This window comes from Mycobacterium marinum (assembly GCF_003391395.1).
Lineage (GTDB): Bacteria > Actinomycetota > Actinomycetes > Mycobacteriales > Mycobacteriaceae > Mycobacterium > Mycobacterium marinum.
The window spans coordinates 4449761-4463279 of the sequence record NZ_CP024190.1 but is presented as its reverse complement, the minus strand read 5'-3'; the positions used below and the strand labels follow the sequence as shown (position 1 = coordinate 4463279).

The following is a 13519-nucleotide window of genomic DNA, read 5'->3' as shown; positions in this document are numbered from 1 at the left end:
ACCATCGCCGGGTACTCGGTCTATGTCCACAGGTAGAAGTCTTGCGCTGAGATTTTTGCGGTTGATGTTGGGGCCGTAGGGATTTCAACTTTCTATGGTGATTTCGCTGTCCAGGCAGTGCGCGGTTCGCCCAAGTTATCGTGAGATTTCTCGGGGAGGGATAGCAGATGTCATTCGTGAGTGTGGCGCCGGAAGCAGTGGCGACGGCGGCTTCGGATTTGGCGCGCATTGGTTCGTCGATCCATGCGGTCAACGCAGCGGCGGCGGGCGCCACGACGACGGTGCTGGCCGCCGGTGCCGATGAGGTGTCGGTCGCGATCGCGGCCTTGTTCGGCACCCATGCCCAGGAATAACAGGCCATCAGCACCCGAATCTCGGCCCTCAATGAGCGCTTTGTCGCGCTGTTGACCGCGGGGAGCAACAGCTACGCGGCCAGCGAGTCGGCCAGCGTCTCGTGGTTGCAGGCCGTGGAGCAAGACGTGCTGGGTTTGGTGAATGCACCCAGCCAGAACTGGTTTGGGCGGCCGCTGATCGGCAATGGCGCCGATGGGGTGGCGGGGACCGGGCAAGCCGGTGGGGCTGGCGGAATTCTGTGGGGTAACGGCGGCGCCGGCGGCTCCGGCGCGGTCGGTCAATCCGGTGGCGCGGGCGGGTCGGCGGGGTTGCTCGGCCATGGCGGTGCCGGCGGCGCCGGAGGCCAGGCCGGGGCTTCCGGTACCGGCGGTGTCGGTGGGGCCGGCGGCGCCGGCGGATGGCTGTACGGCAACGGTGGGACCGGGGGAGTTGGCGGTGAGGGCCCGGTCAACGGGGGTGTTGGAGGTGCCGGCGGGCGGGCCTGGTTGCTGGGTGCCGGCGGGTCCGGCGGTGCCGGGGGGCAGGGGCTTGGTCTAAGCGGGGGTGCCGGCGGGGCCGGCGGAAACGGCGGATTGTTCGGCATCGGCGGCACCGGCGGTGCCGGTGGTGACAGCGCGGGCTCCGGTAGTGCCGGGGCCGGTGGCGATGGCGGTCATGGCGGGTTGTGGGGTCGAGGCGGGGCTGGCGGTATCGGCGGAGTCAATTCGGACTCTGGCGATGGTGGGGCTGGTGGCGGTGGCGGCGATGGCGGACGGCTGTTCGGTAGCGGTGGCGCCGGCGGGGCCGGCGGAACCGGCGCGGTCGCCGGTAGCGGCGGTGACGGGGGCGCCGGTGGCGCTGCCGTGGGGCTGTGGGGGTTGGGCGGTCACGGTGGAGCGGGTGGCGACGGTGCTGTCGGTCTGGCAGGCGGTGTTGGTGAGGCGGGTGGTGAGGGCGGCAGTGCCGGCAACGGTGGTGCCGGCGGGCTCGGTGGTTGGCTGATCGGCTCCGGCGGGGCCGGCGGCCTCGGCGGTGTTGGTGGCGCCGGTGGTGCGGGCGGGGCCGGGGCTGCCGGGATCGCGCCCGGGAGCAATGGCGGCAACGGCGGCAATGGCGGCGTTGGTGGTGCCGGCGGGGTGGGCGGTTCTGGCGGTCAGGGCGGTTTCCTGCGGTTCCTGGGCGGGCAGGGTGACGGTGGTGCCGGCGGGGCCGGCGGGGCCGGCGGTGTCGCCGGTGACGGTGGCAAGGGTGCCGACGCGGCGGCGTTCTCGGGTGCGGCCGGGGGCAACGGTGGGCATGGTGGCGATAACGGTGCCGGTGGTGCCGGTGGGACCGGCGGAGCCGGCTCCACCGTCGGTGCCCACGGGGCGGATGGGTTCAGGCCCATCACCGGCGGTAACGGCGGTGACGGTGGAAACGGCGCCTCCGGTCCAGCCGCTTCTGCCGGGGTTGCCGGTGGTGCCGGTGGTGCCGGCGGTGATGGCGGGTTGTATGGCAATGGCGGCGCCGGTGGGGACGGCGGTGATGGCGTAGCCGGTGGCCAGGGGGCGGATGCCACCGCGGCTGGCGCATCCGGGGAGAACGGCGGTGATGGCGGGGCGGGCGGCATGGGCGGGGCCGGTGGCACGGGTGGTGCCCTGGGCGGTCACGGTGGCGCCGGTGGGGTCGGTGGTGTCGGCGCGACCGGTGGTGCGGGCGGGCTTGGTGCTACCGGCGCTGAGGGTGTGACCGGGGGCAATCTTCATGGCGGCGACGGTGGCAGTGGGGGCAAGGGTGGTGTCGGCGGGGCCGGTGGTGACGGTGGCGCCGGCGGTAAGGCTCAGGCCGCGGGATTCGCCGACGGCACCGAGGGTGTCGGCGGGGCCGGTGGTGAGGGCGGGGCTGGCGGTGTCGCCGGTGACGGTGGCAAGGGTGCCGACGCGGCGGCATTCTCGGGTGCGGCCGGAGGCAACGGTGGGCATGGTGGCGACAACGGTGCCGGTGGCGCCGGTGGCACCGGCGGAGCCGGCTCCACCGGCGGTGCCCACGGGGCGGATGGGTTCAGCCCCATCACCGGCGGCAACGGCGGTGACGGCGGTAGCGGCGGCAGCGGTTCTCAAGGTGTGAAAGGTGGTGCTGGCGGGGTCGGCGGTGACGGCGGGTTGTATGGCAATGGCGGCACCGGAGGCACCGGGGGCACCGGGGGCATCGGCTTCAACGGCAGCACCACCATCGGAGGCGGCAACGGTGGTAATGGCCACACCGGGTTGACCGGTGGTGACGGTGGCGCCGGGGGCAAGGGTGGTGCCTTGGCCGGCCACGGCGGTGACGGTGGTACCGGTGGTGTCGGTGGTACCGGCGGCACCGGTGGTAGCGGTGGTACCGGTACCTCTGGCATTTTCTCCTCCGCAAACGGTGGTGACGGCGGCAACGGCGGTGACGGTGGTACCGGCGGGACCGGTGGTGTCGGCGGCCTAGGCGGCCAGGCTCAGGCCGCGGGATTCGCGGACGGCACCCAGGCCGTCGGCGGCGCGGGCGGCGTGGGCGGGACCGGCGGGAACGCCGGCAACGGCGGCCACGGCGCAAACGCGGACGTCGGCTCCGGGAAGGCCGGCGGCAACGGCGGCGACGGCGGTGACCCCGGCGTCGGCGGCATCGGCGGGCAAGGCGGGGCCGGTTCCATCGCAGGGGTCGAGGGTGCGGCCGGGGTCGCTCCCACCTCGGGCGGTAACGGCGGCGACGGCGGCAACGGCGCCAGCGGCGCTACCGGCGTGAACGGCGGTGCCGGCGGGTCCGGTGGTGACGGCGGGCTCTACGGCAATGGCGGCGACGGTGGTGACGGCGGGAACGGCGGCAAGGGCCAGGTCGGCTCCACCGGCCCTGTGGCAGGTAGCGCGGGCGGAACCGGAGGAACTGGCGGCACTGGCGGTCAGGGCGGTGCCGGTGGCAGCGGGGGCGCGTTGGCCGGTCACGGCGGTGATGGCGGTAGCGGTGGAGACGGGGGTACCGGGGGTACCGGCGGTACCGGCAGAAATGGTGCGAACGGGATCACCGGGGCCGATATCGATGGCGGGTCCGGCGGTAAGGGCGGAAATGGTGGGACCGGTGGAACTGGTGGTGCCGGAGGACAGGGCGGTCAGGCCCAAGCCGCGGGTTACTCCGATGGAACGCAGGGCGTTGGTGGTGCTGGCGGGGACGGCGGGACCGCCGGAATCGGCGGGGACGGCGGTGACGGCGCCAACGCGGTAGCGGGCTCCGGTGAGCGTGGTGGTGACGGCGGACATGGGGGTGACCCCGGTAACGCCGGGGCCGGTGGCCAGGCCGGCGCCGGTCCGACATCTGGCGGAAACGGCAAAGCTGGATCCGGCGTCACCACCGGTGGTAACGGCGGTGACGGCGGAAACGGGGGCAGTGGTGCTATCGGCGTCAAAGGTGGTGCCGGCGGGGCCGGTGGCGACGGCGGACTCTACGGCAATGGCGGAAACGGCGGTGACGGTGGAACCGGCGGGAAGGGCACCGTCGGGGACAGCGGTGCCACATTGTCCGCGGACGGTGAAAGGGGCGGGGCGGGCGCGACCGGTGGTGTCGGCGGGGCCGGTGGCGACGGCGGTGCCAAAGGCGGCAACGGTGGCCTCGGCGGGTCCGGCGGTACCGGTGGCATGGGCGGTACCGGTGGCGATGGTGTGCATGGAGCAGACATGGCTTCTGGCAGCGGCGCTAACGGCGGCTATGGCGGCTACGGCGGTTTTGGTGGTGTCGGAGGTGCCGGTGGTACTGGCGGCGTCGGTGGTCAGGCTCACGCCGCGGGGTTCACTGACGGTGCCACCGGGGCCGGCGGCGACGGCGGACAGGGGGGTACCGGCGGCCTTGGTGCCAGGGGAGGCGATGGTGGTGACGGAGCTGACGGGAGCATCTCTGGTCCGCCACAGAATGGCGGCAAGGGCGGTGACGGCGGCGGTGGGGGCCCGGGCGGGCTTGGCGGTCAAGGCGGCCTGAGTGGGGACGGATCAAGTACGGGCGCAGCCGGCGAGCTCGGCACTTTCGGCAACGGCGGCTCCGGCGGAATGGGTGGCATCGGCGGAAATGCCACTGGTTTCAACGCACCCGGTACCGGCGGCGCCGGCGGCGACGGCGGCAACGGGGCCTTTGGTGGCTGGGGGGGAACCGGTGGCGAAGGTGGCTACTCCAGCGTGGGTACCGGTGGCACCGGCGGGGCTGGCGGTGACGGCGGTATGGGCTTCGGGGGCATAGGTGGCGGCGGCGGCACTGGCGGCCAGGGTGGTAGCGGAGTTGATGCCCAGGGTATTGGTGGTGCCGGCAACGGCGGGACGGGCGGCAACGGCGGTGACGGTGGTGACGGCTGGGACGCTCCCGGCGGCCAGGGCGGCAAGGGCGGCCGAGGCGGCAACGGCGGTGACGGATCCCCACCCGTCCCTCCGTTCGGCGGCAGCAACGGCGGCACCGGCGGCACCGGCGGCACCGGCGGCGCTGGCGGCGACCGGTTCGTCGATACCGAACTTGTTGGGATTGGCGGAGTAGGCCATGGTGGCGCGACCGGCGGCGGGCCGACCGGGCCGGCACTGGTCGACGGCGGCGTGGGCGGCGCCGGCGGATCCGGCGGAACCGGCGCACACTAATCGCACCGGAATGCCTGCGCTCAGATCAGCGACCTGCCTGCCGAGGTCGTGGTAGGCCAATCCCGGTGCGTCATCGCAGCGACGTTGACGTGAGATACAGGGCACCCCATACGATTTCAGAAAGCGTATCGGCCAGTTCGGCGTCGAATTCGGGCGGTCTGCTCGGTAGGTTCTGATGGCAGGTTCGCTCGACCATCCATGTGAGCGCGTTGGCCGTGGTGGTCGCGGATAGTTCGGGGCGGATTGAGCCATCGGCCTGGCCGTCCTCGATGACCTGGGCCAATCGCGCGGAGATGGCAGTCAGGATGTCCCGATACGTTTGTGCCGTGTGGGGGTCATAGCCGGCCATCTCGTTGAGGGCGATGAGGATCGGTTGATGACGGCGATAGCGGGCGATGATGGCGCGCATCGCGGCTCTGACGTCGTCCGGATCGTGGCGCCAGGCCACGTCCCACCAATGCTGCGCGCCGGTGGCCAGGTCGTCGAACACCTGACCGGCCAGACGGCGCAGCAGGTGGCCCTTGTCATCGAAGTAGATGTAGAAGCTGGCGCGCGAAATGCCGGCCTCGGTCGCCAGCCGATCGACGCTGAGCTCGGTGAAGCTGGCGCCATTGTTCATGAGTCGCTCGGTGGCCTCTAGCAGGCGGCATTCCATCTGCTCGCGCCGCTGCCGGCGGTTGGCCTGCGCATTTCGGGTGATGGACGCCATGTTTGCCCGGGCACCTCCTGGTCCTTGGATGAGCATAGCCAACCGCGAGACATATTGACTAGACATAGTGTCTAGACATAGCATCGTCAGTCTGTGACCGGGGTCCTAGTTGATGAAGGAGAGCGGCGATGACGGCAATTTCGGCGAGCGTGCGGCCCTACGACACGATCGATCTGTCATCGCGTGCGTTCTGGGCATCGAGTGCGTCGCAGCGGGAAAGCTCATTTTCGGTGTTGCGGGCCGAACGCCCGGTGAGCTGGCACCCTCCGGTCGAAGACGCGCTCATCCAGGATCCCAACGACCCGGGGTTCTGGGCGGTCACCCGGCGCGCTGACATCGTTGCGGTCAGCCGCACTAACGAGGTGTTCTTGTCCGGCAATGGCGTGCTGTTCGAGAATGTTCCCGCCGAACTGCTGGAAGCGTCACAGTCATTTCTGGCGATGGACCCACCGCGACACACCAAGCTGCGCAAGTTGGTCAGCGCGGCATTCACGCCCAGGCAAGTCCGTCGCATCGAGGACTCGATCAAGATCAACGCCAAGGGCATTGTCGAAGAGCTCCGGATGGCCGGCGGTGGTGTCGATTTCGTCGAGCACTGCGCCAAGGAACTGCCCATCCGCACCCTGTCGGACATGGTGGGAATTCCCGAAGCCGACCGTGAGCGGGTGGCACATGCCGCCGATGCGCTGGTCTCCTGGGCGGACCCCCGCTACCTGAATGGTCGAGAACCGCTGGCCGTGCTCTTCGAAAATCAGATGTATCTGCATCAGGTCGCCGCCTCTTTGGCCGCCGAGCGGCGGGACCGGCCCGGCGATGACCTGTTCAGCGCTCTGGTCAACGCCGAGGTGGACGGCGACAGGCTCGCCGATGCGGATGTGGCGGCGTTTTTTGTGCTGCTTGCGGTGGCCGGTAATGACACCACCCGCCAGACCATCAGTCATGGCCTGAAGGCGCTTACCGACTTTCCCGGCGAGAAGGCTTGGCTGCTAGCCGATTTCGGCACTCGGATTGGTACAGCGGTCGAGGAACTCGTTCGGTGGGCGACGCCGGTGATGACATTTCGCCGCACTGCGGCCGCGGATTTCGAGCTGGGCGGACAACTGATTCGCGTGGGGGAAAAGGTGGTGATGTTCTATGCCTCCGGAAACTGGGATGAGGATGCGTTCTGTCATCCCGAACGCCTGGATCTGAGCCGCAGTCCAAATCCCCACGTGGGCTTCGGAGGCGGTGGAGTGCACTTCTGTCTCGGCGCGCATCTGGCCCGCGCGCAACTGCGTGCCATCTTCGGCGAGCTACTTGTGCAACTTCCCGATATCCAGGCCGGTGATCCGGTCTACGTGCCCGGCAACTTCGTACACGCCATCCGCAGCATGCCCTGCACCTTCTGACGGTGGGGGACATGGCATCGGCCAAACTGGGCCATCGGCCTTCGCGCAGGGGCATCCGCTGGTCAAGCTGGCGATCAAAGGCACTGCTAGCAAACGGTTATCGGTTCCACGTAAACCGCTGCGGCTAGTTCGGAAGCCAGCAAGACCAGCAGTTCAGAACAACCGCCGTCGACTTTGACGTCGGCCAGATCGTCTCCGCGGGTGTGGCCCCGGTTGATGATCGCGACCGGAATGCCCCGTGCCGCGGCGTGACGTAGAAACCGATAGCCCGAGAACACGGTCAGTGACGAACCGGCCACAAGCAGCGCGTCGGACTGATCGACCAGTGAAAATGCTTGATCCACATGTTCTTTGGGGACGCTCTCGCCGAAGTAGACGATATCGGGCTTGAGCATCCCCCCGCAGCAACGGCAGTCGATGTAGCGAAACGACTCGGTATCGGCGATAACAGCGTCCGCGTCAGGAGCCACGGCCAGGCCGCCGACGGCCTCGGCGCGCTCGATGAATCCCGGGTTGAGCGACTCGAGTTCGGCGGCCAGCGTCGAGCGGCTGATCGTGTGACCACAGCCCAGGCACGTCACCTGCGCATAGGTGCCATGCAGGTTGACCACATTCTTGCTGCCCGCCTTGGTGTGCAGCAGATCGACGTTCTGGGTGATCACTCCGGTCACCACGCCGGCACGTTCGAGCGCGGCCAGCGCGCGATGGCCGGCATTGGGCGCGGTGTCATCCATGTGCCGCCAGCCAACATGATTGCGCGCCCAGTACCGCTGCCGGAAAACCGGGTCCGACGTGAACTGGCGGATTGTCATTGGATTGCTCGGCGGCGAATCGGGTCCGCGATAGTCCGGTATGCCGGAATCGGTGGAAATCCCGGCGCCGGTGAGCACGGCTATCCGGTGACCGGTCAGCGCCGCGACGAGTTCCGGGGAGTCCACAGCCTTGAGAGTAGGCACGAATCAGCTTGCCTGCCAATCGGCCGTCGGACAATCGAGCGGTTTCGTGACGCGGTTATCCGACCCGGTAGCGGCGCCGGCTCGGACTGCTGTCGTGCTGCCCGGCGCCGACGCGATGGGCGGCAGTGTTGCCGAATTCGGTGAGCAGACCGAAGCCGTTCAGGCCCAGGGGCGGGTGGGGCATGGGCGCCGCGACAACGCACCGAGCGGGACATCTTGCCTGCGATCTAGGCGCCCACCCGGACCCCTAGACAAGGCTCGTTGATCGGTTTCCGCCCGTCGTTTCGGTCTTCGGCGGTGGGAAGCCGATAATGGAACGACGATGGACTTCTACAACGCATACGGCCAGGGCTTTGTGCGCGTTGCCGCGTGCACCCACCACACCACGCTTGGTGACCCGGCGGCCAATGCCGCGTCGGTACTGGGGTTGGCCCGCCAGTGCCACGACGACGGTGTCGCGCTGGCGGTGTTCCCTGAGCTGACGCTGTCGGGCTACTCGATCGAGGACATCCTGTTGCAGGACGCTCTTCTCGACGCCGTGCAGGACGCGCTGCTCGATGTGGTGACGGCGTCGGCCAATCTGTTGCCCGTTTTGGTGATCGGCGCGCCACTGCGGTATCAGCATCGCATCTACAACACCGCCGTCGTCATTCATCGCGGAGCCGTGCTGGGGGTGGTGCCGAAGTCCTATCTGCCCACCTATCGCGAGTTCTACGAACGCCGTCAGGTCGCGGCCGGAGACGACGAGCGGGGCACCATTCGGGTCTGCGGCGCGGACGTGCCGTTCGGCCCCGACCTGCTCTTCGCCGCCTCCGACCTGCCCGGCTTCGTGCTGCACGTCGAGATCTGTGAGGACATGTTCGTCCCCATACCGCCCAGTGCTGAGGCAGCGTTGGCGGGCGCGACGATACTTGCCAACCTGTCCGGGAGCCCGATCACCATCGGGCGCGCCGAGGACCGTGCGCTGCTGGCCCGCTCGGCGTCGGCACGGTGTCTGGCCGCCTATGTCTATGCCGCGGCGGGGGAGGGCGAGTCGACGACGGACCTGGCCTGGGACGGCCAGACCATGATTTGGGAAAACGGGGTTCTACTGGCCGAATCCGAGCGGTTTCCCCGCGGAGAACGCCGCTGCGTGGCCGACGTGGACACCGAGTTGCTCCGATCGGAGCGGCTGCGGATGGGCACCTTTGACGACAACCGCCGCCATCACCGGTCATTGGCGGACTCATTCCGGCCCGTCGTGTTCCGGCTGGATCCACCGGCCGGAGACATCGGGTTGCGGCGCGAGCTCGAACGCTTCCCCTTCGTCCCAGCTGATCCGCAACGGCTGCAACAGGATTGCTACGAGGCCTACAACATCCAGGTGTCCGGCCTCGAACAGCGGCTGCGGGCGCTCAACTATCCGAAGGTGGTCATCGGGGTCTCCGGCGGGCTCGACTCCACCCACGCGCTGATCGTCGCCGCTCGCGCCATGGACCGCGAAGGCCGTCCGCGCAGCGACATTCTGGCGTTCACCCTGCCCGGATTCGCCACCGGTGATCGCACCAAGAACAACGCGATCAAGCTGGCCAAGGCGCTGGGGGTCAGCTTCGAGGAAATCGACATCACCGAGACGGCCCGGTTGATGCTCGACACCATCGGGCACCCGTTCTCCAGCGGGGAGAAGGTCTACGACGTCACTTTCGAGAACGTTCAGGCCGGGCTGCGCACCGACTATCTATTCCGCATCGCAAACCATCGCGGCGGAATCGTGCTTGGCACCGGTGACCTGTCCGAACTCGGGCTGGGCTGGTCGACATATGGTGTCGGCGACCAGATGTCGCACTACAACGTCAACGCCGGGGTCCCCAAGACATTGATTCAGCACCTGATGCGCTGGGTTATCTCGTCGGGTCAGTTCGACGAGCATGTGGACGAGGTATTGCAGTCGGTGCTGGACACCGAGATCACTCCCGAACTGGTGCCCACCGGCGAGGAAGAAGAATTGCAGAGCAGCGAGTCCAAGGTGGGCCCCTTCGCGTTGCAAGACTTCTCGCTGTTTCATGTGCTGCGGTACGGATTTCGCCCCTCGAAGATTGCCTTTCTGGCCTGGCACGCGTGGAGCGACTCACAACGTGGCAACTGGCCACCCGGTTTCCCCGACGACAAGAGGCCGTCGTACTCGCTATCCGAGATCCGGCACTGGATGATGGTCTTCGCCCAGCGCTTCTATTCGTTCAGCCAGTTCAAGCGGTCGGCACTGCCCAATGGCCCCAAGGTGTCCCACGGAGGTGCGCTGTCTCCGCGCGGCGATTGGCGGGCTCCGTCGGACATGTCGGCGCGAGTCTGGCTCGACGAGATCGAAACCACCGTGCCGCGCGACTAGCCAGACGGACCGGCCGTAGCGGCCACGTCTGCTAGTTCCATAGGTCCGCGAACACCGTTGGGCCCCTAAAATTTTCCGCGACCGGAAGAACGGCCGCCTCGACGCGCGGGGTTCACCCAGGCTGGCCCTCGCTGCCGTTCTGGCCGGGGCGGCCGGACACCGCGCCGCCTCCGCCCCCGACACCACCGGCGGTGCCGATACCGCCCGTACCGCCGGCACCGACGGGTGAACCGTCACCGCCGTTGCCGCCGTCACCGCCGTTGCCGCCGTCACCGCCGTCGCCGCCGTCGGCGACCTGACCGTTGCTGTCGATGCCGCCAGCGCCTCCGTTGCCGGCCTTGCCGCCGTCGCCTCCAGCGCCGCCCGCGCCGCCGTCGAAGGTACCTTTGCCGCCGGAACCGGCGCCGCCCCCGTTGCCGGCCTTGCCGCCGGCACCACCGGCACCGGCGGTGCCGCCGTCGAGAGCGTCACCACCTTTGCCGCCGTCGCCGGCGTCGCCGCCGGCGCCACCGGCACCACCACCATGACCGGCCACACCGGCGGTGCCGTCGGTGCCGTGGCCGCCGTTGCCGCCCCCGCCGCCCCCGCCGCCGTGGCCGGCGCTGCCGCCGCCCGTTGCGATACCGCCAGCACCGCCGCTGCCGCCCCGACCGCCGGTGCCACCGTCGCCACCGGCGACGGCATCGGAGGCGTCGCCTCCGACGCTGCCGTCGCCACCGACGCCGCCGGTGCCGCCGCTACCGGCGTCGCCGCCCGCGGTTGCGGTGCCGCCGACGCCGCCATTGCCGCCGTTGCCGCCGCCACCACCATGTCCGACCCGGAAGCCACCGCCACCCAAACCACCGGCGCCGCCTGTGCCGGCCGTCCCGCCGTTGCCGCCGTCGCCGCCGCCGGTTGCGTTGCCGCCGTTGCCGCTATCGCCGCCGTCACCACCTGCCCCGCCGGCACCGCCATTGATCCCGGTCACGATGCCGCCCCCGGCGCCGCCGGCGCCGCCGGTTCCGCCGTCCCCACCGGCACCGGCGTTTCCGCCGTCGGTTGCGTTGCCGCCGTCCCCACCGGCGCCAGCCTTGCCGCCGGTGCCGCCGGCCCCGCCATCACCACCAAAGCCGCCGGCACCGCCTTCTCCGCCAGAGCCTCCGGTCCCACCGGCACCCCCGCCGCCACCGGCCCCGGCATCACCGCCGCCGGTGGTAGTCCCGCCGATACCCCCGGCACCGCCAGTGCCGCCACGGCCGCCGCCGCCCCCGTTCGCATTCAGGTCACCGGATTGGCCGTTGCCGCCGTCACCGGCGGTGCCGCCGGTACCTCCGTTACCGCCGTGGCCGCCGTCGGTAGCGTTGCCGCCGCCGCCGCCCTTGCCGCCGTCGCCTCCGGTGCCGCCGCTGGCACCCAACGGGGCGCCGTTGGCGCCGGTGCCGCCCTTGCCGCCGTCGCCGCCGGTGCCGCCGTTGCCACCGCCGACACCGGCGATGCCGGCGCCGCCGCTTCCGCCGGTGCCGCCGTTGCCGCCGTTGGTGTGGAGATCGCCGTTTCCGCCGGTGCCGCCGGTACCGCCGGTACCACCGGTGCCGGTGTTGCCCGCATGCCCTGGGGTAACCAGTGGACCACCGGCGCCCGCGGCGCCACCGCGGCCCGCGGCGCCGCCCGCGCCACCGTCCCCGCCGGCACCGCCGGCCAGGCCTGATCCGACACCCGAGCCGCCGGCCCCGCCCGTGCCGCCGGTGCCGCCGGTACCGCCATGGCCACCGTCCCCGGCGTGGCCGAAGAACTGATTGGCCCCGCCGACCCCGCCGGTGCCGCCGGCACCGCCGGCCGATCCGGTCCCGCCGGTCCCACCGGCGCTAGCGGTGTCACCGGGAGCGCCATCGCCGCCGGCCCCGCCGCTGCCACCGGAACCGGCCGCCCCGAACAGCCCATTGGCGCCGCCGGTCCCGCCGGTCCCGCCGGTGCCGCCCGCCGAGTCGACTCCACCGACACCCCCGGCCCCACCGACCCCACCGGCACCGCCATTGCCGAACAACAGCCCGCCGGCCCCGCCATTGCCGCCGGTGCCGCCGGCCTGGCCAAGCCCGCCGACCCCACCGGCTCCACCGGCCCCGCCCTTGCCGAACAACAGCCCGCCGGCCCCACCATTGCCGCCGGTGCCGCTGGCCTGGCCGAGCGCGCCGACCCCACCGGCTCCACCGGCTCCGCCGTTGCCGAGCAGAAGCCCGCCGGCCCCGCCGGCCCCGCCGCGTTGACCGGGTGCACCGGACCCGCCGGCGCCGCCGTTGCCGATAAGCAGGCCTCCGTTGCCGCCGCCTTGGCCGGTGCCCGGTGCCCCGTTGGTACCGTCGCCGATCAGCGGACGTGCCAGTAGTGCCTGGGTCGGCGCATTGATCAGGTCGAGCAGCGGCTGCAGGGGGCCGGCGTTGGCGGCTTCGGCGGTGGCGTAGGCGGTGCTGCCGGCGGTCAGGGCGCGGGTGAAGGACTCATGAAACTCGGCCACGCGAACACTGAGGGCCTGGTACTGCTCGGCGTGGGCGTTGAACAGCGCCGCGATGGCCGCAGACACGTCATCGGCGGCGGCAGTGGCTATCGCGGTGGTCGGGATCGCCGCGGCGGCATTGGCCGCGCTGACCGTCGAGCCGATCGCAGCAGCATCCGCGGCCGCTGTGGCTACCATCTCGGGCGTAACCAAAACGTAGGACATCAAATTGCTCCTTTAGCTAGCCTCGAACAATGACGGAGGGGTTTCGCGCCGAGGTCAACCGATCCGGGCAGCGCCACCGGCTATTGCGTGTGCGGTAAGGGCTGCATCGACTGTCGGGCCTTTCGCGCCAACCTCAGCGGGCCGAGCGATTGCGGCGGGATGGGCCGATGGCGGGCCAACGTGATCACGACCCCGTCGGCGTTGTTCGACGGCTCGCGAACCCAGGTCCGGTTTCCGGTCAAAAGGGTTACCCGGATGAAGATTTCGCCAACTTCGTGCGGTGACCGGCGGCGCACTGGTCAACCGGCGTCCCGGCGTGGCGACATCGCGACGTTGATCGTTGGAACCACAGGAGTCGGCCATCGCTTGCTATCCGCCTTGGGTGCCGTGGGGAATTGGTTCGGGCGGAAGGCACGTTACGTTAATGGCTCGTCTAATTGAGGGCCTTTAAACAATT

At 70.2% G+C, this 13519-nt stretch carries 8 protein-coding genes; 4 read left to right on the top strand and 4 right to left on the bottom strand.

The window, feature by feature from the left end:
* Positions 1–167 precede the first annotated feature (167 nt).
* Together CCUG20998_RS29465 and CCUG20998_RS18605 are read left to right on the top strand one after the other, a co-directional pair.
* Positions 168–353 carry a PE family protein gene (locus tag CCUG20998_RS29465; protein WP_020730255.1) on the top strand — a complete coding sequence of 62 codons (186 nt, stop codon included), beginning with the start codon at positions 168–170 and terminating at the stop codon, positions 351–353.
* A gap of 51 nt (positions 354–404) precedes the next feature.
* A complete protein-coding gene (locus CCUG20998_RS18605) occupies positions 405–4949 on the top strand; it encodes a PGRS repeat-containing protein (RefSeq protein ID WP_406682428.1) in 4545 nt (1514 codons plus the stop codon).
* Between the two features lie 70 nt (positions 4950–5019).
* On the opposite strand, the gene CCUG20998_RS18600 is transcribed toward CCUG20998_RS18605, so the two are convergent.
* Positions 5020–5658: a TetR/AcrR family transcriptional regulator gene (locus tag CCUG20998_RS18600; RefSeq protein WP_020730258.1), complete on the bottom strand. Its 639-nt coding sequence runs from the start codon at positions 5656–5658 to the stop codon at positions 5020–5022.
* Positions 5659–5786: 128 nt separating this feature from the next.
* Between CCUG20998_RS18600 and CCUG20998_RS18595 the strand changes: the two genes are divergently transcribed.
* Positions 5787–7046: a cytochrome P450 gene (locus CCUG20998_RS18595; protein WP_020730259.1), complete on the top strand. Its 1260-nt coding sequence runs from the start codon at positions 5787–5789 to the stop codon at positions 7044–7046.
* Between the two features lie 86 nt (positions 7047–7132).
* Here the strand turns inward: CCUG20998_RS18595 and CCUG20998_RS18590 are convergent, their stop codons facing one another.
* On the bottom strand, positions 7133–7984 hold the full coding sequence (locus tag CCUG20998_RS18590; protein WP_051173389.1) for an NAD-dependent protein deacetylase: 852 nt from the start codon (positions 7982–7984) through the stop codon (positions 7133–7135).
* Between the two features lie 73 nt (positions 7985–8057).
* Complete coding sequence (locus tag CCUG20998_RS28995) at positions 8058–8186, bottom strand: hypothetical protein (RefSeq protein WP_258037502.1); 129 nt, start codon at positions 8184–8186, stop codon at positions 8058–8060.
* Between the two features lie 138 nt (positions 8187–8324).
* Between CCUG20998_RS28995 and CCUG20998_RS18585 the strand changes: the two genes are divergently transcribed.
* The gene (locus CCUG20998_RS18585) at positions 8325–10367 is read left to right on the top strand and encodes an NAD(+) synthase (protein ID WP_020730262.1); all 2043 of its coding nucleotides are present in this window, start codon (positions 8325–8327) and stop codon (positions 10365–10367) included.
* Between the two features lie 112 nt (positions 10368–10479).
* Here CCUG20998_RS18585 and CCUG20998_RS18580 read toward each other — a convergent pair whose 3' ends face one another.
* Positions 10480–13062, bottom strand: a complete 2583-nt coding sequence (locus tag CCUG20998_RS18580; protein WP_116269133.1) for a PE family protein — start codon at positions 13060–13062, stop codon at positions 10480–10482.
* Positions 13063–13519: the final 457 nt, after the last annotated feature.

What these genes read in the sequence shown, in the direction of transcription:
- CCUG20998_RS29465 (WP_020730255.1), top strand. Translation starts at nt 168, where the DNA reads ATGTCATTCGTGAGTGTGGCGCCGGAAGCAGTGGCGACGGCGGCTTCG.
- CCUG20998_RS18600 (WP_020730258.1), bottom strand. Translation starts at nt 5,658, where the DNA reads ATGGCGTCCATCACCCGAAATGCGCAGGCCAACCGCCGGCAGCGGCGC.
- CCUG20998_RS18595 (WP_020730259.1), top strand. Translation starts at nt 5,787, where the DNA reads ATGACGGCAATTTCGGCGAGCGTGCGGCCCTACGACACGATCGATCTG.
- CCUG20998_RS28995 (WP_258037502.1), bottom strand. Translation starts at nt 8,186, where the DNA reads ATGCCCCACCCGCCCCTGGGCCTGAACGGCTTCGGTCTGCTCACCGAA.
- CCUG20998_RS18585 (WP_020730262.1), top strand. Translation starts at nt 8,325, where the DNA reads ATGGACTTCTACAACGCATACGGCCAGGGCTTTGTGCGCGTTGCCGCG.
- CCUG20998_RS18580 (WP_116269133.1), bottom strand. Translation starts at nt 13,062, where the DNA reads ATGTCCTACGTTTTGGTTACGCCCGAGATGGTAGCCACAGCGGCCGCG.